Genomic DNA, 24,712 nt, shown 5'->3' on the forward strand with positions numbered 1-24,712 from the left:
GGCGTTGGGATGAGGGTTCCAGACGCGGGGCCGTCCAACGAGATGGCGAGAGCTTCTGAGGAGGAGTTGATGCTCAAGAAGGGTTTTCTGACCACTGTGGCAGCATTGTCGTTGATGGCTGCCGCCGCATTGCCCGCAAGGGCCGAAGTGTCGATCATGTATATGGAAAGCTTCGGGGCCCTGATCGAGTCGGGCATAAAGGCGTTTGAGGCCGAGACCGGCGAGAAGGTCAACGCCATCAAGCTGCCCGGCCAGGGCTATGACCAGCGCATCGCGCTCGACCTCAGCGCCGGCACGGCAGCCGACGTCAACCTGGTCGATAGCTTCATGGTGTCCGAGCTGGCCGCTGCCGGCTATCTCGAGCCGCTCAACGAGCGCGCCGCCGCCTGGGACCAGTATCAGTATTACCTCAAGGGCCTGCTTGAAGTGGCGTCCTATCAGGGCGAGGTCTATGCCCTGCCCACCGACACCGACGTGCGCATGCTGTGGTACGACAAGTCCAACTTCGAGAAGGCTGGCATTGCCATGCCATGGGAGCCGAAGAACTGGAACGACATCCTCGACGCCGCCCAGAAGCTCAAGGATGCCGGCGTGCAGTATCCGTTCCAGCTGCCGGCCGGCATCAAGCAGGGCGAAGCCACCACCATGCAGGGCGTCTACATGGCGCTGCTCGGCGCCGACGTGCCCGAGGGCGACCGCAACCGCCTGCTTAAGCGCGATACCAACCAGTGGATCGGCGACAGCCCGGCTCTGCGCCGCACCTTCGATCTCTACCATCAGGTCTTCGTCGAGCGGCAGCTCAATCCGGCCGACCTGAACTACGCGGCCGATATCGGCGCCGCCGTCCGCCAGGCTTTGGCCGACGACAAGCTGGGCATTCTCGCCTCTGGTTCCTGGGAAGATGCGTGCCTGTGGGATTGCAACAATCCTCCAAGCCGCGAAGACCGCGATGCCGAGGTGGCATGGACCCCATGGCCCGGTTCGGGCGAGCCCGGCACCAAGACCACCACCAATATTTCGGGCGGCTGGACCCTTGGTATCAACTCCAAGGCGTCCGACAAGGACATGGCCTTCAAGCTGGTGACGGCCATCTTCGATGAAGCCAACTTCAAGGCCTGGACACTGGCCAACCACCGCATGGCCGTGCGTACCGATATCTCGGAATCGCCGGAATATACCGCCGACCCATTCCTCGCCAAGGCAACCGCCCTGGCCGCAGACACCACGGGCCGCGACACCATCCCCGGCTACCAGACCGTCTCGGCCCTGATCCAGCAGGCGACGTCCGACCTGCTCGATGGCGCCAGCGTCGACGAAGTCATCCAGAGCTATCACGACGCGCTGGTCGACGAGTTCGGTGCCGAGAAGGTCATCACTTACGAATAAGTCACCTCCCGACGCGGCGGCGCCCAGACTAGTCCTCCAGGTGCCGCCGTGACGGGAAGTTGGATTTTCCAGCACCCGCGATGTCACCCCGGCCTTGAGCCGGGGCCCATCTCGAGATCGCAGCGCCGCCGCCAGGTGGCCCCAACTGGCATCTCAGGATGGATCCCGGCTCGAGGCCGGGATGACGTCGAGTCTTTGCCCGTCGGTGCGCGAGTGAGAAAACACCCATGAAAAACCAGGCCAACCCCTGGCTCACCAGCAATCTCTTCGTTCTCGGGCTGGCCATGCTGCCGGCGGCATTGCTGATCCTGGCGCTGCTCTATTTCACCGCCTGGGCCTTTGCCTTCAGCTTCACCGATCTGGCGCTGGTCGGGCGCAAGTCGGTCGAGTGGAGCTGGGTTGGCCTGCAGAATTTCGAGCGCCTGTTCACGCGCCGCGGCTTTCTGGAATCGCTGTGGACCACGGTGGTCTTCGTGTTCTTCTCCGCCATCGTCGGCCAGTCGGTGCTCGGCTTCCTGCTAGCGGCGCTCCTGCGGGGCAGCCAGTCCACCATTCGCAGCGTCGTCGAAGTCTGCATCATGCTCGGCTGGCTGCTGCCCGATATCGTCGCGGCCTTCCTTTGGTCGGCCACCACCAGCCAGACGGGCCTCATCAACCAGCTCATCGTGGTGCCGCTCGGCTTCAAGCCGATCAATTTCATCAACGACTATGCACTGCCCGTCGTCACCATCGCCAATGTCTGGAAGGGCACGGCCTGGTCCTATCTGCTGTTTTCGGCAGCGCTGGATTCGGTCTCGCGCGAAGTGGTCGAGGCGGCCAAGGTCGATGGCGCCACCCCGTTCCAGCGCATCTGGATGGTGCAGCTGCCGATCATCCGGCCCCACATCGCCACCAACATGCTGTTCATCACCATCTGGACCTTCACCTACTTCCCGCTGATCTACGCCATGACCGGCGGCGGTCCGGGCGCCCAGACGCAGACCCTAGCGGTGTTCCTCTACAATCAGAGTTTTTCGCGCGGCAATCTGGGCTTCGGCAGCGCCATTTCGGTGGCCATGCTGGTCATCGTCGGCGCGCTCTCACTGGTCTATCTGCGCATGCTGCGGGAGCCCAAATAGATGGAATCCAACGAGACCACCTCGCGCATCACCGCGATTGCGCTGGCTTTCATGGCTGTCATCTGGGTCAGCCCGTTCACCTGGCTGTTTCTCAACGCCTTCAATCCCCTCTCGACCGGGCAGTTGGAACTTCCCCGCACGGTGGGGCTCGATAATTTCGCGCTCGCCGTCAGCGGTAATGCCGGCAAGCAGTTCCTCAATTCCATGCTGATCGCCGCCGGCACGGCGACGCTCAGCGTCGTGGTTGGCATTTCGGCGGCCTATCCGCTGTCCCGGCTGCGCATTCCGGGGCGCAATGCCTTCCTGTGGACGCTGGTGCTGCTGCGCATGTTGCCCTCGGCGGGCGTCCTGGTGCCGCTCTATTTCGCGGCTCAGCGCGGCGGCCTGCTCAACCAGTTCGGCGTCATCATCGCGCTGACCATTCTCAACCTGCCGTTCACGCTGCTGCTGCTGAAGAACTTCTTCGACACGGTGCCGATCGAGCTGGAGGAAGCTGCTTATGTCGAGGGCGCTTCGCTGCTGCAGATCATCACACGGATCGTGCTGCCCATGTCGCGGGCCGGCATCGCCGTGGTGTGGTTCTACAGCTTCACCGGCGCCTGGAACGAGTTCCTGCTGCCGCTGATCTTTGCCCGTGTGCAGGACGCCTTCCCGATGTCGGTGGGCCTCTACGCAGCTTTCGGGCAGCAGGGCGCCATCAACTATGGGTTCCTCACGGCCTTTTCCATCATCTACGCAGCGCCGGCGGTCGGCGTTTATTTCTTGTTGCGGCGAAACATGAACACAGGGTTCGCCGGTGTCGGAGTCAAAGGATGACCTATTCCAATCCCCAATCGTCCAAGCTCGGCTTGCTGGATGACGATCTCAAGATGGAGGGCAAGCTCATCCGCCTCTGCAAGGATCTCGAACACAAGATCCTGACGCATGTCGATGGCGTGAGCTGGCAATGGCACGTGCAGCGCGCCGACGTGACGGCCGAGCAGGCGCTCAAGGCCGACTGGCGCAAGTGGGAGCAATTCGGTCCGCATTCGGTCTGGGCCAAAAAGCAGGGCCACACCTGGTTTGCCGCCGAAGTCGTGGTGCCCGAGGCGGCCAAGGGCAAGACCTTCGTGCTCAAGTTCACCAGCCAGTGGCAGGACCGCCCCGGCTCGACCGATCCGCAGTGTCTGGCCTATCTCGACGGCCACATCGCCCAGGCGCTTGATGGCAACCACACCGAACTAGTGATCGAGCGCAATGCCAAGCCGGGCAACAAGCATGTCCTGCTGGTCAACGCCTTCACCTTCTTCGATCGTCCGCTGGTCGGTTTCACCGTCGATTTCTACACGCGCAGCGAACGCGCCGAGAAGCTCTACTGGGACCTGCAGACCCCGCTCGACGTGGCAGTCCGCCTCTACCAGAACGACCCGCGCCGCCAGGCCATCCTCAACATCATCGACCGAGCCCTGCGCGCGCTGGATCGCCGCGATGGCTTCACTCCCGAATTCGAAGCCTCGATGGGCGCCGCGGAGAAGATCGCGGCCGAAATCTACAAGCTCGTCGATACCGAGGTGCAGCCCCAGATCACGGCGGTGGGCTCCACCCATCTCGACGTGGGCTGGCTCTGGCGCGTCATGCACACCCGCGACAAGACCGGGCGGTCCTTCGCTACCGTGTTGAATTTGATGGAGGAATATCCCGAATTCATCTTTATGTATAATCAGTCGGTGCTCTTCGACTTCCTCAAGAAGGACTATCCCGAGCTCTGGGAACGCCTGCTCAAGCGGGTCAAATCCGGCCAGTTCGAGATCGAAGGCGCCATGTGGGTGGAGCCCGACGTCAACATCGTTTCCGGCGAGAGTCTCGTCCGCCAGATCATGCGCGGCCGCCGCTTCCACCTCGAGCATTTCGGCGTCGATCCCAAGACCGTCTGGCTGCCCGATACCTTCGGCTATTCCGCCAACCTGCCGCAGGTCATGGACAAGTCGGGCCTCAAATACTTCGTCACCTCCAAGCTGAGCTGGAACGACACTGACCGCTTCCCCTATGACAGCTTCCACTGGAAGGGCATCGACGGCACCGTCACCAAGGCCCAGCTGATCACCGCGCAGAAATACGACAGCGAGCAGATCTTCACGACCTACAATGGCGATCTCTCGGTCAGCGAAACCATGGGCGCCTGGAAGCGCTACGAGCCCAAGGCCGTGCACAACGAAGTCGTCATGTCCTATGGCTATGGCGATGGCGGCGGCGGCCCCACCCGCGGCATGATCGAGCGCGGCATCCGCATGGAGCGCGGCATTCCCGGCGCGCCCCGCGTCAAGCTCGAAGGCATCGTTCCCTTCCTCGACCGCCTCGGCAAGGCGATGGACAAGCCGGGCAACAGGTTCCCCACCTGGAATGGCGAGCTTTACCTGCAATATCACCGCGGCACGCTGACCTCGGTGGCTAAGAACAAGGCCAATAACCGGCGGGCCGAACGCCTGCTGCGCGAGCTCGAATTCCTCGGCGCCATGGCGCTGGTGCAGACAGGCGCACCTTACCCGGCTGCCACGCTGGCCGAGTTCTGGGAGCTGGTTCTGATCAACCAGTTCCACGACATCCTGCCCGGCACTTCGATCCCCGAAGTCTATGTCGACAGCGACAACGAGTACGGCCAGATTTTCTCGACCCTCGGCTCGCAGAACGGTCCGTGGCACGGCGCCGCGCAGGCCTTCGCCAAGCCCGGCACCGAGCAGCTTCGCCTGTTCAACTTCACCGGCCAGTCCCGCTCGGGCCTCGTGTCGCTGGGCACCGACGCCGCGCTAAACGGCCTGTCGTTGGTTTCCGGCGGGGCGAGCGCGCCCGTGCAGCAACTGACCCGGGCCGATGGCAGCACCGAATTCGCCGCCCCTGTGAGCGACATCGCTCCCCTGGGCTGGACCGGCGCGCAACTCGTCAATGGCGCCGCCAAGGCCAGCTCGGCACTCAGCGTCTCCACCACCCAGCTCGAAAACGACCTGCTCAAGGTCACCTTCGACAAGGCCGGCGAGATCACCTCGATCCTCGACAAGAGCCGTTATCGCGAAGTCCTGCCCAAGGGCGAAAAGGCCAACCGCCTCATCGCCTACGAAGACAAGTCGATGGAGTGGGATGCCTGGGATATCGACCGCTACTTCGAGGAGCAGTTCTGGCCGCTGGCCGATGGCAAGACTTCGGTGTCGGTGGTCGAAACGGGCCCCCATCGCGCCGCCATCCGCGTCGAGCGCAGCTACCAGCACTCGCGCGTCGTGCAGGTCATCTCGCTGGCCTCGGGCGCCCGGCAGATCGAGTTCGACACGTTCATTGACTGGAATGAGCGCCAGACGGTGCTCAAGGCCCAGTTCCCGTTCGATCTCAACACCTCCGAGATCCGCTCGGAAATCCAGTTCGGCCACGTCAAGCGCGCTACCCATCGCAATACCAGCTGGGACAAGGCCCGCTTCGAAGCCTCCATGCACCGCTGGGTGGATATCAGCGAGAGTGACTTCGGCGTCGCCCTGCTCAACGACTGCAAATACGCCTACGACTGCCTCGAGCAATCCGTGCGGCTGACCCTGGTACGTGGCTCGACCTTCCCCGATCCGCGGGCCGACATCGGCGAGCATCGCCTGCGCTATGCCCTCATGATCCATGACGGCATTGCCGACCTGGCCGGCGTGCATCGGGCCGCCGAGCGCTTCAACAATCCGGTTGCCGTCATCGGGTCACTGAAGCCCGCCGCCAGCGCCGTGGCCGAACTGGGCGCCTTCAGCTTCGCCCGGGTCGATGCCGAAAACGTCACGCTGGAGACCGTCAAGAAGGCTGAAAAGTCCGACGCCCTGGTGCTGCGCATCTTCGAGCACGCCAATATCCGGGCCGACGCGACCATCACCTTCGGCATCCCGGTCAAGTCCGTCCGCACCGTCAACCTGATGGAGGAGGGCGCCAGCAAACCCCTGAAGATTAGGGACAATGGCGTCACCCTCTCGCTGCGGCCCTTCGAGATCGCAACGCTGATGATCGAAACGTGAGGAGGCTCTGATGGCCGATGTTACGCTGCGCGGCATCCGCAAGTCCTACGGATCGCTTGAAGTCGTCCACGGTGTCGATCTCGACATCAAGTCCGGCGAGTTCGTCGTCTTCGTCGGCCCGTCAGGCTGCGGCAAGTCCACCCTGCTGCGCATGATTGCCGGGCTGGAGCCGATATCGGGCGGCGAAATCTCCATTGGCGGCAAGGTCGTCAACGACATTCCCTCTCCCCAGCGCGGCATCGCCATGGTGTTCCAGTCCTACGCGCTCTATCCGCATATGAGCGTCTACGAAAACATGGCTTTCGGCCTCAAGCTCGCCAAGACGCCGAAAGCCGAGGTGGACCAGCGGGTGCGGGAAGCCGCGCGGATCCTGCAGATCGAGGACTATCTCGAACGCATGCCCAAGGCCCTGTCCGGCGGTCAGCGCCAGCGCGTCGCCATCGGGCGCGCAATCGTGCGCAATCCAAAAGTGTTCCTGTTCGATGAGCCGCTGTCCAACCTCGATGCCTCCCTGCGCGCCCAGACCCGCATCGAGATCGCCAAGCTGCACGACACGCTCACCGCCACCATGATCTACGTTACCCACGACCAGGTCGAAGCCATGACGCTGGCAGACCGGATCGTCGTGCTCAATGCCGGCAGGATCGAGCAAGTCGGCTCCCCGCTGGAGCTCTATCGCGATCCGGTCAACACCTTCGTTGCGGGCTTCATCGCAAGCCAGCGGATGAACTTCATCACCGTGTCGCCAATGGGCGATGGCCTCGTGCTGCCGGGCAATAAGCTGCTGACCATTAGCCACCCGCATCTGGTCAATGCCCGCACGCTGGGCGTCCGTCCCGAGCACCTCGAACTGGCCTCCCCCGAAACCGCCCACTTCAGCGGCACGCTTTCGGTCATCGAACAGTTCGGCGAATATGCCTTGGCTTATGTCGAGCTGCCGACCGGCGAGCTCATCACCATCAAGCTCGATGGTGCACCCGATCTCCAGCTGCATCAGACCATCCATATCGGCCTGCCGCAGGAGGGCGTGCACCTGTTCGATCAGGCGGGCAGGGCGCTGCGGTAACGCGACCTTTGCCGTAGCCGGGATGCCGATCCTATCCTGACGCCAGCTAGGCGGACGGCATCCTAAATCGGGCCGGTCCAGCCCTGCGGATAGTGAAACGCTCCTATGCACATCGTGCCAATCTACCTTCGGGAGGTTGGCATGACGTCAAAGGTGATTTCACTGGATGACCGCTACTCGGCCACGGATGGCCGGGTGTTCATGTCTGGCCTGCAGGCCCTGGTCCGCCTGCCCATGGCCCAGATGCGGCGCGACCGCGCTGCCGGACTCGACACCGGCGCGCTGATCTCGGGCTACCGGGGGTCACCGCTCGGCGGCTACGACCAGCAGGTCATGGCCGCGAAAAAGTATCTCGAACCACTCGATATTCATTTTCAGGCCGGCATCAACGAAGACCTCGCCGCCGCCGCCATCTGGGGCACCCAGCAGCTCCATCTCTCGCCGGGCGCGCGCAAGCAGGGCGTTGTCGGCTTCTGGTACGGCAAGGGCCCCGGCGTCGACCGGTCTGGCGACGTGCTCAAGCATGGCAATGCGGCCGGAAGTTCCGAACATGGCGGCGTGCTGTGCTTTGCCGGCGACGACCACGCGGCGAAATCCTCGTCCATGCCGCACCAGTCCGATCACGCTTTCATGTCGGCGCTGATGCCGGTACTCTATCCGTCCTCCATCCACGAATTCCTCGAAATGGGCCTGCTTGGCGTAGCCATGTCGCGCTATTCGGGCTGCTGGGTGGGCATGAAGTTCATCTCCGATACGGTCGAAACCACCGCCTCGGTCGATCTTTCCGGCGAGCATCGCCAGTTCGTGCTGCCCACCGATTTCGAGATGCCGCCGGGCGGGCTCAACCTGCGCTGGCCCGATCCGCCCATGGTGCAGGATGATCGCCTGCAGAACTACAAGGGCTATGCGGCCATCGCCTTCGCCCGGGCCAACAAGGTCGATCAGGTCGTGCTCGATACGCCCAATTCCCGCTTCGGCATCGTCGCCTCCGGCAAGGCCTATGAGGATGTGCTGCAGGCTCTCAAGGAGCTCGAAATCGGTCCGGAAGAGGCCAGGGCCATTGGCATGCGCCTCTACAAGGTGCGTATGCCCTGGCCGCTCGAACCCGAGGGCATCCGCCACTTCTCCGAAGGCCTCGAAGAAGTCCTGATCGTTGAGGAGCGGCGCGAGATCATCGAAAACCAGATCAAGCAGCAGCTGTTCAACTGGCGCGCCGATGTGCGTCCGCGCATCATCGGCAAGTTCGACGACAAGGACCATCACGTCCTGCCGCTATCGGAGTCGCTCACCGTCGGCACCGTGGCGCGCGCCATTGCCGGGCGCCTCTTGCAATTCGGCTTCGATGCCAGTCTTAAGGCCAAGATCGCGACCGAGCTCGACTATCTCGAAAAGCGCCACGCTGCGACCCAGCATCACGTCGCCCCGCTCATCCGCACGCCCTTCTATTGCTCCGGCTGCCCCCACAATACCTCAACCAAAGTGCCCGAAGGCAGCCGCGCCGCTGCCGGTATTGGCTGCCACTACATGGTGCAATGGATGGACCGGCGCACCGAGACCTTCTCCCATATGGGTGCCGAGGGCGTGCCCTGGACCGGCATGTCGCATTTCACCGACGAGAAGCACATGTTCGTCAATCTGGGCGACGGCACCTATTTCCATTCCGGCATTCTGGCCATCCGCCAGGCTGTCTCCTCGGGCGCCAACGTCACCTACAAGCTGCTCTACAACGACGCCGTGGCCATGACGGGCGGCCAGCATGTCGATGGCAACCTCACCCCGCAGCAGGTCACCCACCAGCTGCATCAGGAGGGTGTCAAACCCATCTACTTCCTCACCGACAAGCCGGACTTCTACGACCCCGCCGAACTGGCGCCCGGCGTCATCCTCAGGCACCGCGACTACATGGATGCGGTGATGGAAGAGATCCGCGAAATGCCTGGCTGCTCGGCCATCGTCTTCGAACAGACCTGCGCCGCCGAACTGCGCCGCCGCCGCAAGCGCGGCATCGCGGTCGAGCCCGACAAGCGCGTCTATATCGAACCCTCGGTCTGCGAAGGGTGCGGGGATTGCTCGGTGCAGTCCAACTGCATTTCCATCGAGCCGCTCGAAACCCCGCTCGGCCGCAAGCGGGTCATCAACCAGTCGAGTTGCAACAAGGACTATTCCTGCCTCAAGGGCTTTTGCCCCTCCTTCGTCACCGTGCATGGCGGCGCCCTGCGCAAGCGCGCCCCGCTCGCCGCCTTCGACGCCAGCCAGCTGCCGCAGCCCGTTGTCCCGCCGCTCACCGCCAAGCCGTGGAACATCGCCATCACCGGCGTTGGCGGCACCGGCGTGCTGACCATCGGCGCGCTGCTCGGCATGGCCGCCCATATCGATGGCAAGGGCGCCATGGTGCTTGATATGGCTGGGCTCGCGCAAAAGGGCGGGGCGGTTCTCAGCCACATCCGCCTCGGCGCAACGCCGCAGGATGTCAGCTCTCCCCGCATCGTCACCGGCGGCACCGACTTGCTGCTGGCCGCCGACGATGTGGTCGCCGTCTCCAAGGAGGGCGCGCAGCTCTGCGATCCCGCCCGCACCCATGGCGTGGTCAATACCCACCTGGCGCCCATTGCCGATTTCGTGCGCAAGCGCGACCTCGATTTCAAGACGGTGGAAGTCGAAACCACCCTGCGCAACCAGCTCCGCTCCTCCGAGCATTTCATCAACTTCACCGCCATAGCCGAAGCCGTGACCGGCGATGCCGTCGCCACCAATGTGATGATGCTGGGCTATGCCTGGCAGCAAGGTCTGGTGCCGCTGAGCCTTGAGAGCCTCGCCGAGGCCATACGGCTCAACAAGGTCGCCGTATCCACCAATCTTCTGGCCTTCGACTGGGGCCGCCGCATTGCCGCCGACCGCGCCGCGGTCGAAGCCGCCATCGCCGCGCCGGCCGCGCCCCCGGTGCTCGCCGCGATGTCCCTCGATCAGTTGGTCGAACACCGCGCCCGCCACCTCACCGACTATCAGGATGAGGCTCTCGCGCAGAAATACCGCGCCGCCGTCGCCCGCACGCTCGCTATTGCCGGGGAGGGGGCCGCCCGCGCCGTGGCGCAGACCTATGCCCGGCTGCTCGCCTACAAGGACGAATACGAGGTCGCCCGCCTCTATTCCCGCCCCGACTTTCTCGTAGGGCTCACCGCGCAATTCGATGGAAACTACCGCCTCGAATTCAATCTTGCCCCGCCCTTCCTGCCCGGAAAAGCAGCCGATGGCCGCCCACGCAAGCGCAAATTCGGGCCCTGGATGCTGCCGGTCTTCCGCCTCCTCGCCAATATGCGCCGCCTGCGCGGAACCCGGCTCGACCTCTTCGGGTTCAGTGCTGATCGTCGGCTCGAACGCCAGTTGATCAGCGACTACGAGGCATTGCTCGAAACGGTGCTGGCCGGGTTCAACACCCGCAATGCCAGCCAGGCCAGCCAGTTGCTCGGCCTTTACGACCAGGTGCGCGGCTATGGCCCGGTCAAGGCCGAGGCGGCAACGAAAGCCCGCGCCCGCGCCGCCGAACTGCTGGCCGCATATCAATCGCCGTCGCCGGTTCCGGCCATGGCTGCGGAATAGGGGGGAATTCATGTTCACGACGGGAATGAGTTTTGGGCTGGGCGAGGAGATCGAGGCGATCCGCTCGACAGTTGGCCGCTGGGCGCAGCAGCGCCTCGCCCCGCGCGCCGCCGAGATCGACGCCACCAACACCTTCGCCAGGGATCTCTGGCCCGAACTCGGCGAGATGGGTCTGCTGGGCCTCACCGCCGATCCCGACTTTGGCGGCTCGGGCATGGGCTACCTCGCCCATGTCGTGGCCATGGAGGAAATCTCCCGCGCCTCCGCCTCCATCGGCCTCAGCTACGGGGCCCACTCCAACCTCGCGGTCAACCAGATCAACCGCCACGGCACTGAGGCCCAAAAGCGTAAATACCTGCCCCCGCTCTGCTCGGGCGAGCATGTCGGCGCGCTGGCCATGTCCGAGTCCGGCGCCGGGTCCGACGTCATCGCCATGCGCCTCTCCGCCACGCCAAAGGGCGACGCCTTCATCCTCAACGGCACCAAGATGTGGATCACCAACGGCCCCGATGCCGAAACGCTGGTGGTCTACGCCAGGACCGACCCCGAGGCGGGCCCCAGGGGCATCACCGCCTTCATCATCGAGAAGGGCCAGCCCGGCTTCAGCACCGCGCAAAAGCTCGACAAGCTGGGCATGCGCGGCTCCAACACCTGCGAACTGGTGTTCAAGGATTGCGAAGTCCCCGCCGCAAACGTTCTCGGCACGGTCGGTAGCGGCGCCAAGGTGCTGATGAGCGGCCTCGATTACGAACGCGTCGTGCTCTCGGGCGGCCCGCTCGGCATCATGGCGGCGGTGATGGATCTGGTCATCCCCTATGTCCACGAGCGCAAGCAGTTCGGCCAGGCCATCGGCGAGTTCCAGCTCATGCAGGGCAAGCTGGCCGACATGTACACCACCTTTTCCGCCTGCCGCGCCTATGTCTATGCCGTGGCCGCCGCCTGCGACCGGGGCGAAACCACCCGCAAGGATGCCGCCGGCTGCATCCTCTATTCCGCCGAAAAAGCCACCCAGCTCGCACTGGAAGCCATCCAGACCCTGGGCGGCAATGGCTACATCCACGAATACCCGGCGGGCCGCCTGCTGCGCGATGCCAAGCTCTACGAAATTGGGGCTGGCACGTCGGAAATCCGGCGTATGCTGATCGGACGGGAACTGTTCGCAGAGGCACGCTGATATGGCGGTCATCAAGTCGTCGATCACCCGGCGCAGCGGGGGCTTCGATGCCAATCTGGCTGCCATGACGGCCGCGCTCGCCCCGGTTTCCGCCGCTGCCGATGCCGCCATGGCCGGTGGCGGACAGGCCGCAAGGGACCGTCACGTCGCCCGCGGCAAGCTGCTCCCCCGCCAGCGCATCGATACCCTGCTCGATCCCGGCTCGCCCTTCCTCGAAGTCGGGCTCTTCGCCGCCCACAACATGTATGACGGCGCCTCGCCCGCCGCCGGCGCCATTGCGGGCATCGGCCGGGTCGAAGGCCGCGAAGTCATGGTGGTCTGCAACGACGCCACCGTGAAAGGCGGCACCTATTATCCGCTGACCGTCAAGAAACACCTGCGCGCGCAGGAAATCGCCGCCGAAAACAATCTCCCCTGCATCTACCTGGTCGATTCCGGCGGCGCGAACCTCCCCAGCCAGGACGAGGTCTTCCCCGACAAGGAGCATTTCGGCCGCATCTTTTACAATCAGGCCAATATGTCGGCGCGCGGCATCGCCCAGATCGCGGTGGTCATGGGTTCCTGCACAGCCGGCGGCGCCTATGTGCCCGCCATGTCTGATGAGGCGATCATCGTAAGGGATCAGGGCACCATCTTCCTCGCCGGCCCGCCCCTGGTGCGCGCCGCGACCGGGGAGGTCGTGACCGCTGAAGAGCTGGGCGGTGGTGATGTCCACACCCGCCTCTCGGGCGTGGCCGATCACCTGGCCCGCGACGATGCCCATGCCCTCGCGCTGGCCCGGCGCGCGGTCGCCAATCTCAATGGTCGCCAGCGCACGCCAATGCAGCTCGCAACGCCGGAAGATCCGCTCTACGATCCCGACGAAATCCCCGGCATCGTCCCCGCCGATCCCCGTACCCCCTACGATATCCGCGAAGTCATCGCCCGCGTCGTCGACGGCTCCCGCTTCGACGAGTTCAAGGCGCGCTACGGCACCACGCTGGTCTGCGGCTTCGCCCATATTCTGGGCATGCCGGTCGGCATCATCGCCAATAATGGCGTGCTGTTCTCCGAAAGCGCCCTCAAGGGCGCCCACTTCGTCGAACTCTGCTCGCAGCGCCGGATTCCGCTGGTCTTCCTGCAGAACATCACCGGCTTCATGGTCGGCAAACGCTACGAGGCGGGCGGCATCGCCAAGGACGGCGCCAAGCTGGTGACGGCGGTGGCGACCACCCAGGTCCCCAAGATCACCATGCTGGTCGGCGGCTCGTTCGGCGCCGGCAATTACGGCATGGCCGGCCGCGCCTATAGCCCGCGCTTCCTCTGGACCTGGCCCAATTCCCGCATTTCGGTGATGGGCGGCGAGCAGGCGGCGGGCGTGCTGGCCATGGTCAAGCGCGATGGGCTGGAGCGCGCCGGTCAAAGCTGGAGCAGCGAAGAGGAAGCCGCCTTCAAAGGCCCGGTCATCGCCCAGTTCGAAACCCAGAGCCACCCGCTCTACGCCTCGGCCCGCCTCTGGGACGATGGCATTATCGACCCGCGCCAGACCCGCACCATTCTGGGCCTCAGCCTCTCGGCGACGCTCAATGCGCCCATTCCCGAAACCCGCTTTGGCCTGTTCAGGATGTGATGATGTTCCAAACCATCCTGATCGCCAATCGCGGAGAAATCGCCTGCCGGGTCATCCGCACCGCCCGCCGCCTCGGCATCAGAACCGTCGCGGTCTATTCCGATGCCGACGCCAATGCCCTTCACGTTACCCTGGCCGACGAGGCCCACCGCATCGGCCCGCCACCAGCCAGTGAAAGCTACCTGCGCGGCGAAGCCATCATCGCCGCCGCCCTCGCCAGCGGCGCCGAGGCGATCCACCCGGGCTATGGCTTCCTCTCCGAAAACGCCGCCTTTGCCGAAGCCGTCGCCGCTGCAGGTCTGGTCTTCATCGGCCCGTCGCCGTCCGCCATCCGCGCCATGGGCCTCAAGGATGCGGCCAAGGCCCTCATGCAGCAGTCCGGCGTGCCGGTGGTCCCCGGCTATCATGGTGCCAGCCAGGACCCCGTAATTCTGGCAGCCGAGGCCGACCGCATCGGCTACCCTGTGCTGATCAAGGCCCGTGCCGGCGGCGGCGGCAAAGGCATGCGCCGCGTCGATGATCCCCGCGATTTCCCCGAGGCACTGGCGGGCGCCCAGCGTGAAGGCCTGGCCAGCTTCGGCGATGGCCATTGCCTCATCGAGTCTTACGTCGCCCGCCCACGCCACATCGAGGTTCAGGTGTTCGGGGACAACCACGGCAACGCCGTCCACCTGTTCGAGCGCGATTGCTCCCTGCAGCGCCGCCACCAGAAAGTCATTGAGGAAGCCCCCGCGCCGGACATGTCCGCCGAAATGCGCGCCGCCATGGGCGAGGCCGCCGTCCGCGCCGCCAAGGCCATCAACTATGCCGGGGCCGGTACGGTGGAATTCATCGTCGATGCCAGCGATGGCCTCCGCCCCGACCGCTTCTACTTCATGGAAATGAACACCCGCCTCCAGGTCGAGCACCCCGTTACCGAGTTCATCACCGGCCTCGACCTCGTGGAACTGCAACTGCGCGTCGCCGCAGGCGAACCCCTGCCGTTCCAGCAGGCCGACCTCGCCATCAATGGCTGGGCCTTCGAGGCTCGCCTCTATGCGGAAGACCCGGTCAAGGGCTTCCTCCCGGCCACCGGCACGCTCGGCCACCTGCGCCTGCCCGAAACGTCAGGCCCCATCCGCACCGATAGCGGGGTGGGGCAGGGCGACGCCATCTCCCCCTTCTACGATCCGATGATCGCCAAGCTCATCGCCCACGGCCCCGATCGCCCAACGGCACTCGCCCGCCTGCGCAGCGCCCTGGCCCAGTGTCAGGTGGCCGGCACAGTCACCAATCTGCCGTTCCTCGCCGCCCTCACTGCCGATCCCGATCTGGCCAGCGGCAATGTAGATACCGGCCTCATCGCCCGCAAACAGGCCGCGCTCACCACCGCTCCCGACCTCCCCGATGCCGCCATCGCCCTGGCCGCTCTCACCGTGCTCGATCTGCCCGGCCCGCAGAACCCCGATCCATGGGCCGCCCGCACCGGCTGGCGCGCCTGGGGCAGCGCCACGCACCGCGTCACGCTCCATGCCGAAACCGCCATTCCCGTTTCGGTCACGCTGCTCCCCGCTGCCTACGAAATCGAAGCCCGCGGTCGCCGTTTCACCGCAACGCTTCCATCCCCCGGCCGCCTGACCGTCGACGGCGCAACCACCTCTGCCAAGGCCGTCCGCCTCGGCCACACCATCACCGTCTTCACCGCGGGCGCCAGCTTCGCCTTCACCCTCCACGATCCCCTCGATGGCGAGGCCGAGGCCGAAGACGCGGCCGATCATGTCCTCTCGCCCATGCCCGGCGCCGTCCGCGCCGTGCTCACCGCGCCGGGGCAGGCGGTGAAGTCAGGTGAACCCCTCGTCGTGCTCGAAGCCATGAAGATGGAATACACCCTGCGCGCGCCCCGCCTGGGTCAGGTCGCTTCGGTGCTGGTCAGCGTCGGCGATCAGGTCGATCAGGGCGCCCTCCTGCTCAATCTCGAGCCGGAGGCCTGAGCCATGCCCGACAGCGTCACCATCTACGAAGTCGGCCCCCGCGATGGTCTCCAGAGCCAGACCCGGCTGATCGCCACGGCCGACAAGATCGCCCTGATCGACCTTCTCTCCGATTGCGGCCTGACCCATATCGAGGTGGCCAGCTTCGTCTCGCCAAAGCTGGTCCCCCAGATGGCCGATGGCGCCGAAGTCATGGCCGGCATCACCCGCCGCCCCGGTGCGGTCTACGCCGCCCTCACGCCCAATATGCGCGGCTACGAAGCCGCCCGCGCCGCCAAGGCCAACGAAGTCGCCATCTTCGCCTCGGCCTCCGAGGGCTTCTCCCGCGCCAATATCAACGCCTCGATTGCCGAAAGCCTCGAGCGCTTCCGCCCCGTCGCCGCCGCCGCTTTGGCCGATGGCATTCCGCTGCGCGGCTACGTCTCCTGCGTCACCGACTGCCCCTATGATGGCCCGACCCCACCCGCCAGCGTCGCCCGAGTCGCCGACGCGCTGCTCGCCATGGGCTGCCGTGAAGTCTCCCTCGGCGACACCATCGGCGCCGCCGTGCCGGGCACCACATCCGCCATGCTCGACGCCGTCCTCGCCGTCGCCCCAGCCGCCAAATTCGCCGGCCACTTCCACGACACCCGCGGTCGCGCCCTCAACAACATCGCCGTCTGCCTCGATCGCGGCCTCAGTGTTTTCGATTCCTCCGCCGGGGGTCTTGGCGGCTGCCCCTTCGCTCCCGGTGCCAGCGGCAATGTCGCCACCGAGGCCGTGGTCGAAATGCTGTCCGGTCGCGGCTTCGCCACCGGCCTCGACATGACCAAACTGATTGCGGCGGCGACCTTGGCCCGCAGCCTGCGCGAGGTGCAAAAATGAGCGTCACCACCCTGCAATTGGACACGGACAAACGCGGCGTTGCCACGGTCACTCTCAACCGGCCCGAGCGGCACAATGCGCTCGACGGAAAAATGATCGCAGACCTGCAGAACACCGTCAGCATGCTGCAAGCCGATGCTGCAACACGCGTGGTCGTGCTGACCGGGGCCGGAGCCAGCTTTTGTGCGGGTGGGGACCTCGACTGGATGCGCCAGCAAATGGCTGCCAGCCGCGATGAGCGCATCGCCCAGGCGCGCCGTCTCGCCGAGATGCTCAGCACCCTCAACACCCTGTCCAAGCCGTTGATCGGCAAGGCGCAGGGGCCCGCATACGGCGGCGGCGTGGGCCTTTTGTGCACTTGCGATGTCTCTATTGCGGTCGACACCGCCCGCTTCGGCCTCACCGAAACGCGGCTGGGGCTGATCCCGGCGACCATCGGCCCCTATGTTTTTGCCCGCCTCGGCGAGGCCATGGCCCGCCGCATTTTCATGTCTGCGCGGGTGTTCGGCGCGGTCGAGGCGGTGACGCTCGGCGTGGTCGCGCGGGCCGTTCCTGCTGAAAAGCTGGATCAAGAAATAGAAGCAGAAATCTTGCCGTTTCTTGCGACTGCCCCCGGCGCCGTGGCCCGCGCCAAGGCGCTCGCACACCGCCTCGGCCCCCGCATCGATGCCGCCGTCATCGAGGCCAGCGTCACCGCTCTGGCCGACGCCTGGGAGACCGAAGAGGCCCGCGAGGGCATCTCTGCCTTCTTCGAAAAGCGCAAACCGAGCTGGGTAACGCCATGAAAATCTTGGTTCCTATCAAGCGCGTAGTCGATTTCAACGTCCGCATCCGGGTCAAGCCCGATGGCTCCGGCGTCGACCTCGCCAATGTCAAAATGGCGATGAACCCCTTCGATGAAATCGCCCTCGAAGAGGCCGTTCGCCTGCTCGAAGCCGGTACCGCCACCGAAGTCATCGCCGTCACCATCGGCCCCGCAATCGCCCAGGATATCCTGCGCACCGCCCTCGCCATGGGCGCAACGCAAGCCCTTCTGGTTGCTACAGAAATTGCTCCGGAGCCCCTGACAGTCGCCAAGGTTCTGGCAAAAATCGCCCGCAATCAGGCCGCCGATCTGGTGCTGCTCGGCAAGCAGGCCATCGACGACGATTGCAACCAAACCGGCCAGATGCTGGCTGCTCTGCTCGATTGGCCGCAGGCCACCTTTGCCTCGGAAGTCACTGTTTCCGCTGACAAAGTCCGTGTCACCCGCGAAGTCGATGGCGGCACACAGACGCTGGAGCTGACACTGCCCGCCGTGGTCAGCGCCGACCTGCGTCTCAACCAGCCGCGCTTCGTCAGCCTGCCTAACATCTTGAAAGCACGCAGCAAACCGCTGACCCAGATCGATCCCGCCACAATCGGAATCGACCTCACCCCGCGCCTCAAGGTCCTGCGCACCGAAGACCCGCCAGCCCGCAAACCCGGCGTCATCCTCGCCTCGGTCGACGAGCTGATCGACCGCCTGCGGGCCCAGGCCATCCTGTAGAAAGGGAGCCGCCAATGACCATTCTGCTGCTGGCCGAACATGACGGGAGCGCGCTTTCACCGGACACGACGCGCGCTGTTAACGCCTTGAACTCGCTCGGTGAAATTCATCTTCTTGTGGCTGGCCATAATGCCGGTTCCATCGCCAATGGAGCCGCAAATATCGCGGGCGTGAGCAAAGTCCTCCACGCCGATGCCCCCTCGCTTGAGCATCAACTGGCCGAGCCACTGGCAGCGCTCATCCGCTCGCTGGCGGATCAATACGACATCATCGCCGCCGCCGCTTCCAGCACCGGCAAAAGCACCATGCCCCGCGTGGCGGCGCTGCTCGATGTGATGCAGGTATCCGACGTCATCGCCATCGAAGCACCTCTGATTTTCAAGCGGCCGATCTATGCCGGCAACGCCATTCAGACCGTGGAAGTGCCTGATGGAAAAGTGGTTTTGACCATCCGAACGCCCCTCTTCGACCCCGCCCCAGAGGGGGGGAGTGCCGCGATCGAGACCATCTCCGTCCCTGAATGGACCGGCCGGACCAGACACATCGAAACCCAAAAGACCATCAGCGACCGCCCCGAACTTGGGGCAGCCCGCGTGGTCGTCTCAGGCGGCCGCGCCCTTGGCAGCAAGGCGCAATTCGATGCCCTGCTGGGCCCGCTCGCGGAAAAACTCAACGCGGCGCTCGGCGCATCCCGCGCCGCGGTCGATGCGGGCTACGCCGCCAACGATCTCCAGGTGGGCCAGACCGGCAAGGTCGTCGCTCCCGATCTCTACATAGCCTGCGGAATTTCAGGGGCAATTCAACATGTTGCGGGCATCAAGGCAGCCAAGGTGATCGTCGCCATCAATTCGGACCCCGGCGCGCCGATATTCGTGCTGGCCGATTATGGGCTGGTGGGTGATATCTTCACCCTGGTGCCGGAGCTGACGGCCAAACTCTAGGGGGCGGAATGGTCGACGCGATTGATCTCAAGATCCTGCGGGTGCTGCAGCAGGAGCCGGACATCCCCATGACCGAGCTGGGCGAGCGAGTCGGCCTCAGCCACACCCCATGCTGGCGGCGCATCAAGCAGATGGAGGCGCAGGGCGTTATCCGGGGCAGGGCGCTGCTGCTCGATCCGGCGCAGGTGGAACTCGACGTCTCGGTGATCTGCTTCGTCAAGCTCAACCATCACGACGAAGCAGCGCTGAATGCCTTCGAGGCCGAGGTGATGCGGCTGCCCTTCGTCGTGCAATGCTACTCGATGTCCGGCGAACACGACTACATGCTCCGCGTCGTGTCGCGCGACGTGAAGCACTACGAGGAGTTCGTGAAGCGCTCGCTCCTGCACCTGCCCAGCGTCGCCTTCGTCAATTCAAGCTTCGCGCTGCGCGAGGTCAAGAACGTCACCATTCTGCCGGTTTGAACACTGAGCGGCCCGGAAATTCGGGCATTTCCTCCGCCTGCATACCTCCGACCAACGACGTAGCCAAACCCTCTTGCCAATAGAAATTGGTACGCTAGTATTCTAGCATTCAATCATTGGGAGGTGCTTATGAAGTTTTCACGTCGCGCATTTGATGCGATTGCAATGGCTGGGGTTGCTTCTGCAATCATGCTGTCGGCCGTTCCGGCCATGGCGCAGAGCGGAACGTCGCACCTGGGTATCCCCGTCGACAAGATCGGCGTCGTCGGCTTCACCGTCCGCACAGAACTCGCCGAAGATGCCCGCGGTACGCTGGAAAAGATCGCCGCATGCGGCATCCAGAATATCGAATTCTCGGGCCCCAAGCTGGCCGACCCCGTTCCGAGCTTCCAGGGCGTCGAAGTCCCTGCGATCAAGGCCTTTGCCGAAGAGTTCGGCTTCAAGGTGCCATCGCTGGGCGTTAACGGCGACGACCTCACCGATCGTCTCGACGTCGTGATCTCGTCGGCCAAGGAACTGGGCGCGACCTATGTCCGCATCAGCGGCGTGGCCAAGGTCGAAGGCGAAGAGCCGACGGCTTATTACACCCGTCTCGCCGAAGTTCTCAACAAGGCCGGCGCGCCACTCAAGGAAGCAGGCATCACGCTCGCCTACCACAACCACGACGCCGAATTCGTCGAAATCGCCGACGGCAAGTCGGGCTATGACATCCTGCTCGCCGAAGTCGATCCGGCCGCAGCCGCGTTCGAACTCGACCTCTACTGGGCGACCAATGGCGCCGCCAACCCGCTGGAACTGATCAAGGAAAATCCGGGCCGCTTCCCGCTGTTCCACGTCAAGGACGCCCAGAAGGTGACCGAGGATGGCAAGGAAGTCACGACCTTCGCCACCGTCGGCCAGGGCTTCATCAACTTCCAGGAGATCTTTGATCTGCGCGACGAAGCTGGTGTGGAATATTACTTCATCGAGAACGATCGTCCGCAGCCCGATGGCATCACCTCCACCTGCGAGGGCTATGCCTATCTCTCTGCCGAGACCAACCCGAAGTAAGTAGACCGGGGCAGGGCCCCCAGATACTCGGACAAGACCGGCCGTCGCCAACTTGGCGGCGGCCTTTTTGCTGGCCGCATTGCCCTGCCTACCGGCAACAAAAAAGGCGCCTTGCGGCGCCTTTCGTGTGTTTGATCGGACGATCCTAGAACTCGGACCAGTCACCCTTTACGGCAGCATTGCCCTGGGAGAGATAGGAAGCGGCGGCGGCCTTGACCTTCTGCTGCATGCCCCTGATCCCGGCAGTCTTCTGCTCAACGGGAGCCTCGACGCGAGCGGCCTTGCGCTGACGGCTATTGTCGAGGTGGAACACGTCCACGACCCGATCCAGCTCGGAGGCCTGGGTTTCGGTCTGCTCGATCGAGGCATTGATTTCCTCGACCAGCGCCGCGTTGTGCTGGGTCATCTCGTCCATCTGGCGGACGGCCACGTTGACCTCTTCGATCGCCGAAGCCTGCAGGCGGCTGTCCCGGGCGATGCCATCCATCAGGGTGTTGGTGGCACGGACCGATTCCAGCATGCTGGCCAGCTTGCCCGATGCCTCGGCCACCAGCTTGCTGCCGGCCTTGACCTCGATGGCGCTCTGGTCGATCAGCGCCTTCACTTCGCTCGACGCTTCCGCCGACGACTGGGCCAGGCGACGGACTTCCACGGCCACTACTGCAAAGCCCTTGCCGGCCTCGCCAGCACGCGCCGCTTCCACCGACGCGTTCAGCGCCAGCAGGTTGGTCTGGAAGGCAATGTCGTCGATCATGCCGATGATGTTGGAGATCTTGGCAGAGGAGGTGGTGATGCGTTCCATCGCGTCATTGGCCTGCGCCATGACCTGACCGCCTTCTTCGGCCGAACGGGACACCGAATTGGCCATCTTGGAGGCGTCTTCAGCCTTGTGCGCGTTGTCGACGACCGTGACGGCGAGCTGTTCCATTGCAGCCGACGTCTCTTCGATGGTCGCAGCCTGCTTGGTGGTGCGTTCGCTCAGATCATTGGCGCCCGAGAGGATCTCGTTGGTGGCGGTCTTGAGCGTGCCCGAGGTGCCGCGCAGCTGGCCGACGATTTCGGTCAGATTGTCGGCAACGGCGTTGATGTCGGACTGCAGGGTCGCGAAGGCACCCTGATACTGGCCTTCCATGCGGCGGGTCAGGTCGGTATTGGCCAGGGCGTCGAGCACGAGGCTGGTTTCGCCCAGGCCATTGTCGACGGTCTGCACTAGGTTGTTGACCGAGCTGGCCAGCGCATTGAGCTCGTCATCGGGGAATTCGGCATGGACGCGCTTGGAGAAGTCGCCGGCAATCGCGGCATCAACCACTTCGCCAAAGGCGGTCTGCAGTTCGCCCATCATCTGGGCGCGCGCCTTCTGGTCGCGAATGATGCGTGCGGCTTCCGCCTCGGTCATCTGGGCGACCTTCATGCCGTTGTCGCGGAACACTTCCACGGCGCGCGCCATGGTGCCCAGCTCGTCAGCACGGTCCGTACCCGAAACGACGGTGTCGAACTGGCCTTCTGAGATCTTGACCATCTGCTGGTTGAGCAGGTTGATTGGCTTGGTGAGGCTGCGGGCGATGAACCAGCCGACAATCATCAGGCCGGCAATGATCACGAGGGCAGTGCCGCCGCTCGTCGAGATGCTGCTCCAGTAGAGCTGGTCAATGTCGGTCTGGAGCACGCCGGTGCCGATTGCCCAGGACCAGGGAGCGAAATTCTGCACATAGGTCAGCTTCTCGATTTCATCCTCTACACCGGCATTGGTGAACAGGAAGGTCGTGAAGATCGAGCCCTGGGTGCGGGCGCCGTCCGTGTATTCCTCGATGAAGCGCTTGCCGGAGGAATCCGTGCGGTCGCGCATGTTGGTGTCCACGACGGCGGGATTGGCGTTCACGACCATGATGTAGTCGTGCGTAACAGCGAAAACGTAGTCGTCTTCGGAATAGTTGATGGCTGTGAGCGCCTTCTTGGCAGCGTCCTGGGCAACTTCAAGGGTGAGTTCACCCGACTGCACTCGCGCGTCGTAGCTCTCAAGCAGGCTCACCGCCGTTTCGATGACGCTCTTGATCTCGACCTTCTTCATCTCGATCAGATTGTTGTGCGTATTGTACGACTGGAAGCTCACCAGCCCGACAAAGCCGACCACGAACATGATGAGGAGGAACGACATACGGCGCGCAATGCTGCCGGTTATGACCTTGAACATATTGAACTCTAGATTGTGTAGTGAGCCATCGGCCCAGGACTGCGCTGGATGGGCGTGGCTCTGCCCGCACCGGAGTGCCAGTGGCATTCCTTCAACAGCGGCCGGGGTTTACCCGGTGACCCTATTCCCGTGGCGGAAACTGCCGGACACCCGTTAACAGAGCGACAACACCGGTAATCGAATTTGTGAGGGCGGGTCTGACAGGGGCAATTTGTCGCTCCAAATCGCCCCTGTATGCGACTTATGGATTAGTCGGGCGGGCCACATTTCGGCCGCGAATAGGGGCGGCTGCGAGCACGCAGCTTGTCAAGTTGAGGCCCCGAAGATTCTCTTTGATTATGTCGTTATAACGACATAACGTACGTCTCTGTCGGTCGGCGTCAGGCTGGCCGGAACGAGACGGGAGAACATTCATGCAATACGTTAGGGCCATCCGCCGTCTAGCTGGCGTGGCGACTGTCCTGGTGTCCGGCACTGCGCTGACGCACGCTGCCGAGATTTCGTTTCTGACACACTGGCCGCCCGAGACCGTGGCGCTGCTGGAAACCGCGATCACCAAATATGGTGAGACCAACAAAGACGATACGATCACCGTGCGGGCCGTGCCGTTCGGCGATCTGCTGACCACCCTGCGTACGTCCGGCGGGGGAGCCGGTGGCGCGACGATCGCCGGCATCTACGACGCCTGGCTGCCCGATCTTGCCAAGGATAGCCTTGTGGCTGCCGCCCCGGCGGATGTCGCGAGCGATGTGACGGCCAACTGGCCCGCTGGCGTGGTTGGCGCTGCGACTGCCAAGGGTTCGCTCTATGGCGTTCCCAATGAAATCGACGTCTATGCGCTCAACTACAACAAGGCGCTATTCGAGGCTGCCGGCATTGCCGAGCCGCCCAAGACCTGGGACGAATTCCTGGCTGCCGCCGAGAAGCTGACCGACGCTTCCAAGGGCCAGCAGGGCTTCGGGATGATCAACTCCTGGGCCGCAGGCGTCCTGCATCCGTTCGCCTCGCTTCTGGTTTCCAATGGCGGTGAACTGGTGGTCGACGGCAAGCCGACGCTTGATACGCCACAGGCCAAGGAAACCTTCGAGCTCTACGAAAAGCTGATCAAATCCGGCTACTCTGTCCCGGCCATGGCCACGGCCGATGCCAATACCACCGGTCCGTTCCTCGACAATTTCGTCTCGGGCAAGACGGGCATGATCATCATGGCCAATTGGTGGGAATCCGCTCTCAAGGCAGGCATGGGCGACGCCTTTTCCAATATCGCGACAGCCCCCATTCCGGTCGGTCCATCCGGCGACAAGGCCCACTCGATTTCCTATTCCTGGATGACGGTGGTCAATGCGCAGGCGACTGCCGAGGAACAGGCTGCCGCCTGGAAGTTCCTCACCTGGCTCAATGGGCCTGACTCAGGCGCCGCGGGTGCCTCGGCGATGGGCGAGATCCTGATGTCGATGGGTATTCTGCCCTCGCGCACCTCGGACGTTACCGCCTTTGCCGACCGGCTAAGCAGCGATGCCTTCCTCGCTGGCTATACCGGCCCGCTGCCCGATGCCAAGCCGTTCCCGGTGGTGCTGGGCGGGCAGGAATTCTCTGAATCCCTGCAGCAGACGCTGGAAGCGCTGCAGTTTGGCCAGGTCACCGCTGCGGAAGCGCAGGCCAATGCGCAGGCCGATGCGGTCGAAATCCTCGAGCGCAACGCGAAGTAATCGGCCGGGCATGGGCGGTTCGCTGCCCATGCCCC

General features: G+C 64.1%; 17 protein-coding genes. 16 read left to right on the top strand and 1 reads right to left on the bottom strand.

Annotated elements, in window-relative coordinates:
• Positions 1-69: 69 nt before the first annotated feature.
• The 15 genes from ACZ5WT_RS11340 (at position 70) to ACZ5WT_RS11410 (ending at position 20,777) form a co-directional block, all read left to right on the top strand.
• Positions 70-1,386 (top strand): extracellular solute-binding protein, encoded by a 1,317-nt coding sequence (locus ACZ5WT_RS11340; protein WP_464283898.1) that lies wholly within the window; start codon positions 70-72, stop codon positions 1,384-1,386.
• A gap of 227 nt (positions 1,387-1,613) precedes the next feature.
• Positions 1,614-2,504, top strand: coding sequence for a carbohydrate ABC transporter permease (locus tag ACZ5WT_RS11345; protein ID WP_464283899.1), 891 nt, complete (start codon positions 1,614-1,616; stop codon positions 2,502-2,504).
• The gene (locus tag ACZ5WT_RS11350; RefSeq protein WP_464283900.1) at positions 2,505-3,320 is read left to right on the top strand and encodes a carbohydrate ABC transporter permease; all 816 of its coding nucleotides are present in this window, start codon (positions 2,505-2,507) and stop codon (positions 3,318-3,320) included.
• Complete coding sequence (locus tag ACZ5WT_RS11355) at positions 3,317-6,514, top strand: alpha-mannosidase (RefSeq protein ID WP_464283901.1); 3,198 nt, start codon at positions 3,317-3,319, stop codon at positions 6,512-6,514. Before ACZ5WT_RS11350 ends, ACZ5WT_RS11355 begins: the two co-directional genes overlap by 4 nt.
• 10 nt (positions 6,515-6,524) lie before the next feature.
• Positions 6,525-7,580, top strand: coding sequence for an ABC transporter ATP-binding protein (locus ACZ5WT_RS11360; RefSeq protein WP_464283902.1), 1,056 nt, complete (start codon positions 6,525-6,527; stop codon positions 7,578-7,580).
• 141 nt (positions 7,581-7,721) lie between these two features.
• A complete protein-coding gene (locus ACZ5WT_RS11365) occupies positions 7,722-11,177 on the top strand; it encodes an indolepyruvate ferredoxin oxidoreductase family protein (protein WP_464283903.1) in 3,456 nt (1,151 codons plus the stop codon).
• Between the two features lie 25 nt (positions 11,178-11,202).
• On the top strand, positions 11,203-12,351 hold the full coding sequence (locus tag ACZ5WT_RS11370) for an isovaleryl-CoA dehydrogenase (RefSeq protein ID WP_464287196.1): 1,149 nt from the start codon (positions 11,203-11,205) through the stop codon (positions 12,349-12,351).
• A 1-nt stretch (position 12,352) separates the two neighbouring features.
• Positions 12,353-13,960: a carboxyl transferase domain-containing protein gene (locus ACZ5WT_RS11375; RefSeq protein ID WP_464283904.1), complete on the top strand. Its 1,608-nt coding sequence runs from the start codon at positions 12,353-12,355 to the stop codon at positions 13,958-13,960.
• A gap of 2 nt (positions 13,961-13,962) precedes the next feature.
• Positions 13,963-15,930, top strand: coding sequence for an acetyl/propionyl/methylcrotonyl-CoA carboxylase subunit alpha (locus ACZ5WT_RS11380; protein ID WP_464283905.1), 1,968 nt, complete (start codon positions 13,963-13,965; stop codon positions 15,928-15,930).
• A gap of 3 nt (positions 15,931-15,933) precedes the next feature.
• On the top strand, positions 15,934-16,794 hold the full coding sequence (locus ACZ5WT_RS11385; RefSeq protein WP_464283906.1) for a hydroxymethylglutaryl-CoA lyase: 861 nt from the start codon (positions 15,934-15,936) through the stop codon (positions 16,792-16,794).
• The gene (locus tag ACZ5WT_RS11390; protein ID WP_464283907.1) at positions 16,791-17,579 is read left to right on the top strand and encodes a crotonase/enoyl-CoA hydratase family protein; all 789 of its coding nucleotides are present in this window, start codon (positions 16,791-16,793) and stop codon (positions 17,577-17,579) included. Before ACZ5WT_RS11385 ends, ACZ5WT_RS11390 begins: the two co-directional genes overlap by 4 nt.
• Entirely contained in the window at positions 17,576-18,322 is a 747-nt protein-coding gene (locus ACZ5WT_RS11395) for an electron transfer flavoprotein subunit beta/FixA family protein (protein ID WP_464283908.1), read from the top strand. The genes ACZ5WT_RS11390 and ACZ5WT_RS11395 overlap by 4 nt, the downstream gene beginning before the upstream one ends.
• A gap of 14 nt (positions 18,323-18,336) precedes the next feature.
• Positions 18,337-19,263, top strand: a complete 927-nt coding sequence (locus ACZ5WT_RS11400; RefSeq protein WP_464283909.1) for an electron transfer flavoprotein subunit alpha/FixB family protein — start codon at positions 18,337-18,339, stop codon at positions 19,261-19,263.
• 8 nt (positions 19,264-19,271) lie between these two features.
• Entirely contained in the window at positions 19,272-19,727 is a 456-nt protein-coding gene (locus tag ACZ5WT_RS11405) for an Lrp/AsnC family transcriptional regulator (protein ID WP_464283910.1), read from the top strand.
• A 129-nt stretch (positions 19,728-19,856) separates the two neighbouring features.
• The gene (locus ACZ5WT_RS11410) at positions 19,857-20,777 is read left to right on the top strand and encodes a sugar phosphate isomerase/epimerase family protein (protein WP_464283911.1); all 921 of its coding nucleotides are present in this window, start codon (positions 19,857-19,859) and stop codon (positions 20,775-20,777) included.
• Between the two features lie 145 nt (positions 20,778-20,922).
• Here the strand turns inward: ACZ5WT_RS11410 and ACZ5WT_RS11415 are convergent, their stop codons facing one another.
• On the bottom strand, positions 20,923-22,968 hold the full coding sequence (locus ACZ5WT_RS11415) for a methyl-accepting chemotaxis protein (RefSeq protein ID WP_464283912.1): 2,046 nt from the start codon (positions 22,966-22,968) through the stop codon (positions 20,923-20,925).
• Between the two features lie 413 nt (positions 22,969-23,381).
• Between ACZ5WT_RS11415 and ACZ5WT_RS11420 the strand changes: the two genes are divergently transcribed.
• Positions 23,382-24,677, top strand: coding sequence for an ABC transporter substrate-binding protein (locus tag ACZ5WT_RS11420; protein WP_464283913.1), 1,296 nt, complete (start codon positions 23,382-23,384; stop codon positions 24,675-24,677).
• The last annotated feature ends 35 nt before the right edge of the window (positions 24,678-24,712 follow it).

It is taken from the genome of Devosia sp. T2-14, from assembly GCF_055397495.1.

Bases quoted from the DNA above. Each gene is read 5' to 3' on its own strand.
- ACZ5WT_RS11340 (WP_464283898.1), top strand. From the start codon at position 70: ATGCTCAAGAAGGGTTTTCTGACCACTGTGGCAGCATTGTCGTTGATG.
- ACZ5WT_RS11345 (WP_464283899.1), top strand. From the start codon at position 1,614: ATGAAAAACCAGGCCAACCCCTGGCTCACCAGCAATCTCTTCGTTCTC.
- ACZ5WT_RS11350 (WP_464283900.1), top strand. From the start codon at position 2,505: ATGGAATCCAACGAGACCACCTCGCGCATCACCGCGATTGCGCTGGCT.
- ACZ5WT_RS11355 (WP_464283901.1), top strand. From the start codon at position 3,317: ATGACCTATTCCAATCCCCAATCGTCCAAGCTCGGCTTGCTGGATGAC.
- ACZ5WT_RS11360 (WP_464283902.1), top strand. From the start codon at position 6,525: ATGGCCGATGTTACGCTGCGCGGCATCCGCAAGTCCTACGGATCGCTT.
- ACZ5WT_RS11365 (WP_464283903.1), top strand. From the start codon at position 7,722: ATGACGTCAAAGGTGATTTCACTGGATGACCGCTACTCGGCCACGGAT.
- ACZ5WT_RS11370 (WP_464287196.1), top strand. From the start codon at position 11,203: ATGAGTTTTGGGCTGGGCGAGGAGATCGAGGCGATCCGCTCGACAGTT.
- ACZ5WT_RS11375 (WP_464283904.1), top strand. From the start codon at position 12,353: ATGGCGGTCATCAAGTCGTCGATCACCCGGCGCAGCGGGGGCTTCGAT.
- ACZ5WT_RS11380 (WP_464283905.1), top strand. From the start codon at position 13,963: ATGTTCCAAACCATCCTGATCGCCAATCGCGGAGAAATCGCCTGCCGG.
- ACZ5WT_RS11385 (WP_464283906.1), top strand. From the start codon at position 15,934: ATGCCCGACAGCGTCACCATCTACGAAGTCGGCCCCCGCGATGGTCTC.
- ACZ5WT_RS11390 (WP_464283907.1), top strand. From the start codon at position 16,791: ATGAGCGTCACCACCCTGCAATTGGACACGGACAAACGCGGCGTTGCC.
- ACZ5WT_RS11395 (WP_464283908.1), top strand. From the start codon at position 17,576: ATGAAAATCTTGGTTCCTATCAAGCGCGTAGTCGATTTCAACGTCCGC.
- ACZ5WT_RS11400 (WP_464283909.1), top strand. From the start codon at position 18,337: ATGACCATTCTGCTGCTGGCCGAACATGACGGGAGCGCGCTTTCACCG.
- ACZ5WT_RS11405 (WP_464283910.1), top strand. From the start codon at position 19,272: ATGGTCGACGCGATTGATCTCAAGATCCTGCGGGTGCTGCAGCAGGAG.
- ACZ5WT_RS11410 (WP_464283911.1), top strand. From the start codon at position 19,857: ATGAAGTTTTCACGTCGCGCATTTGATGCGATTGCAATGGCTGGGGTT.
- ACZ5WT_RS11415 (WP_464283912.1), bottom strand. From the start codon at position 22,968: ATGTTCAAGGTCATAACCGGCAGCATTGCGCGCCGTATGTCGTTCCTC.
- ACZ5WT_RS11420 (WP_464283913.1), top strand. From the start codon at position 23,382: ATGCAATACGTTAGGGCCATCCGCCGTCTAGCTGGCGTGGCGACTGTC.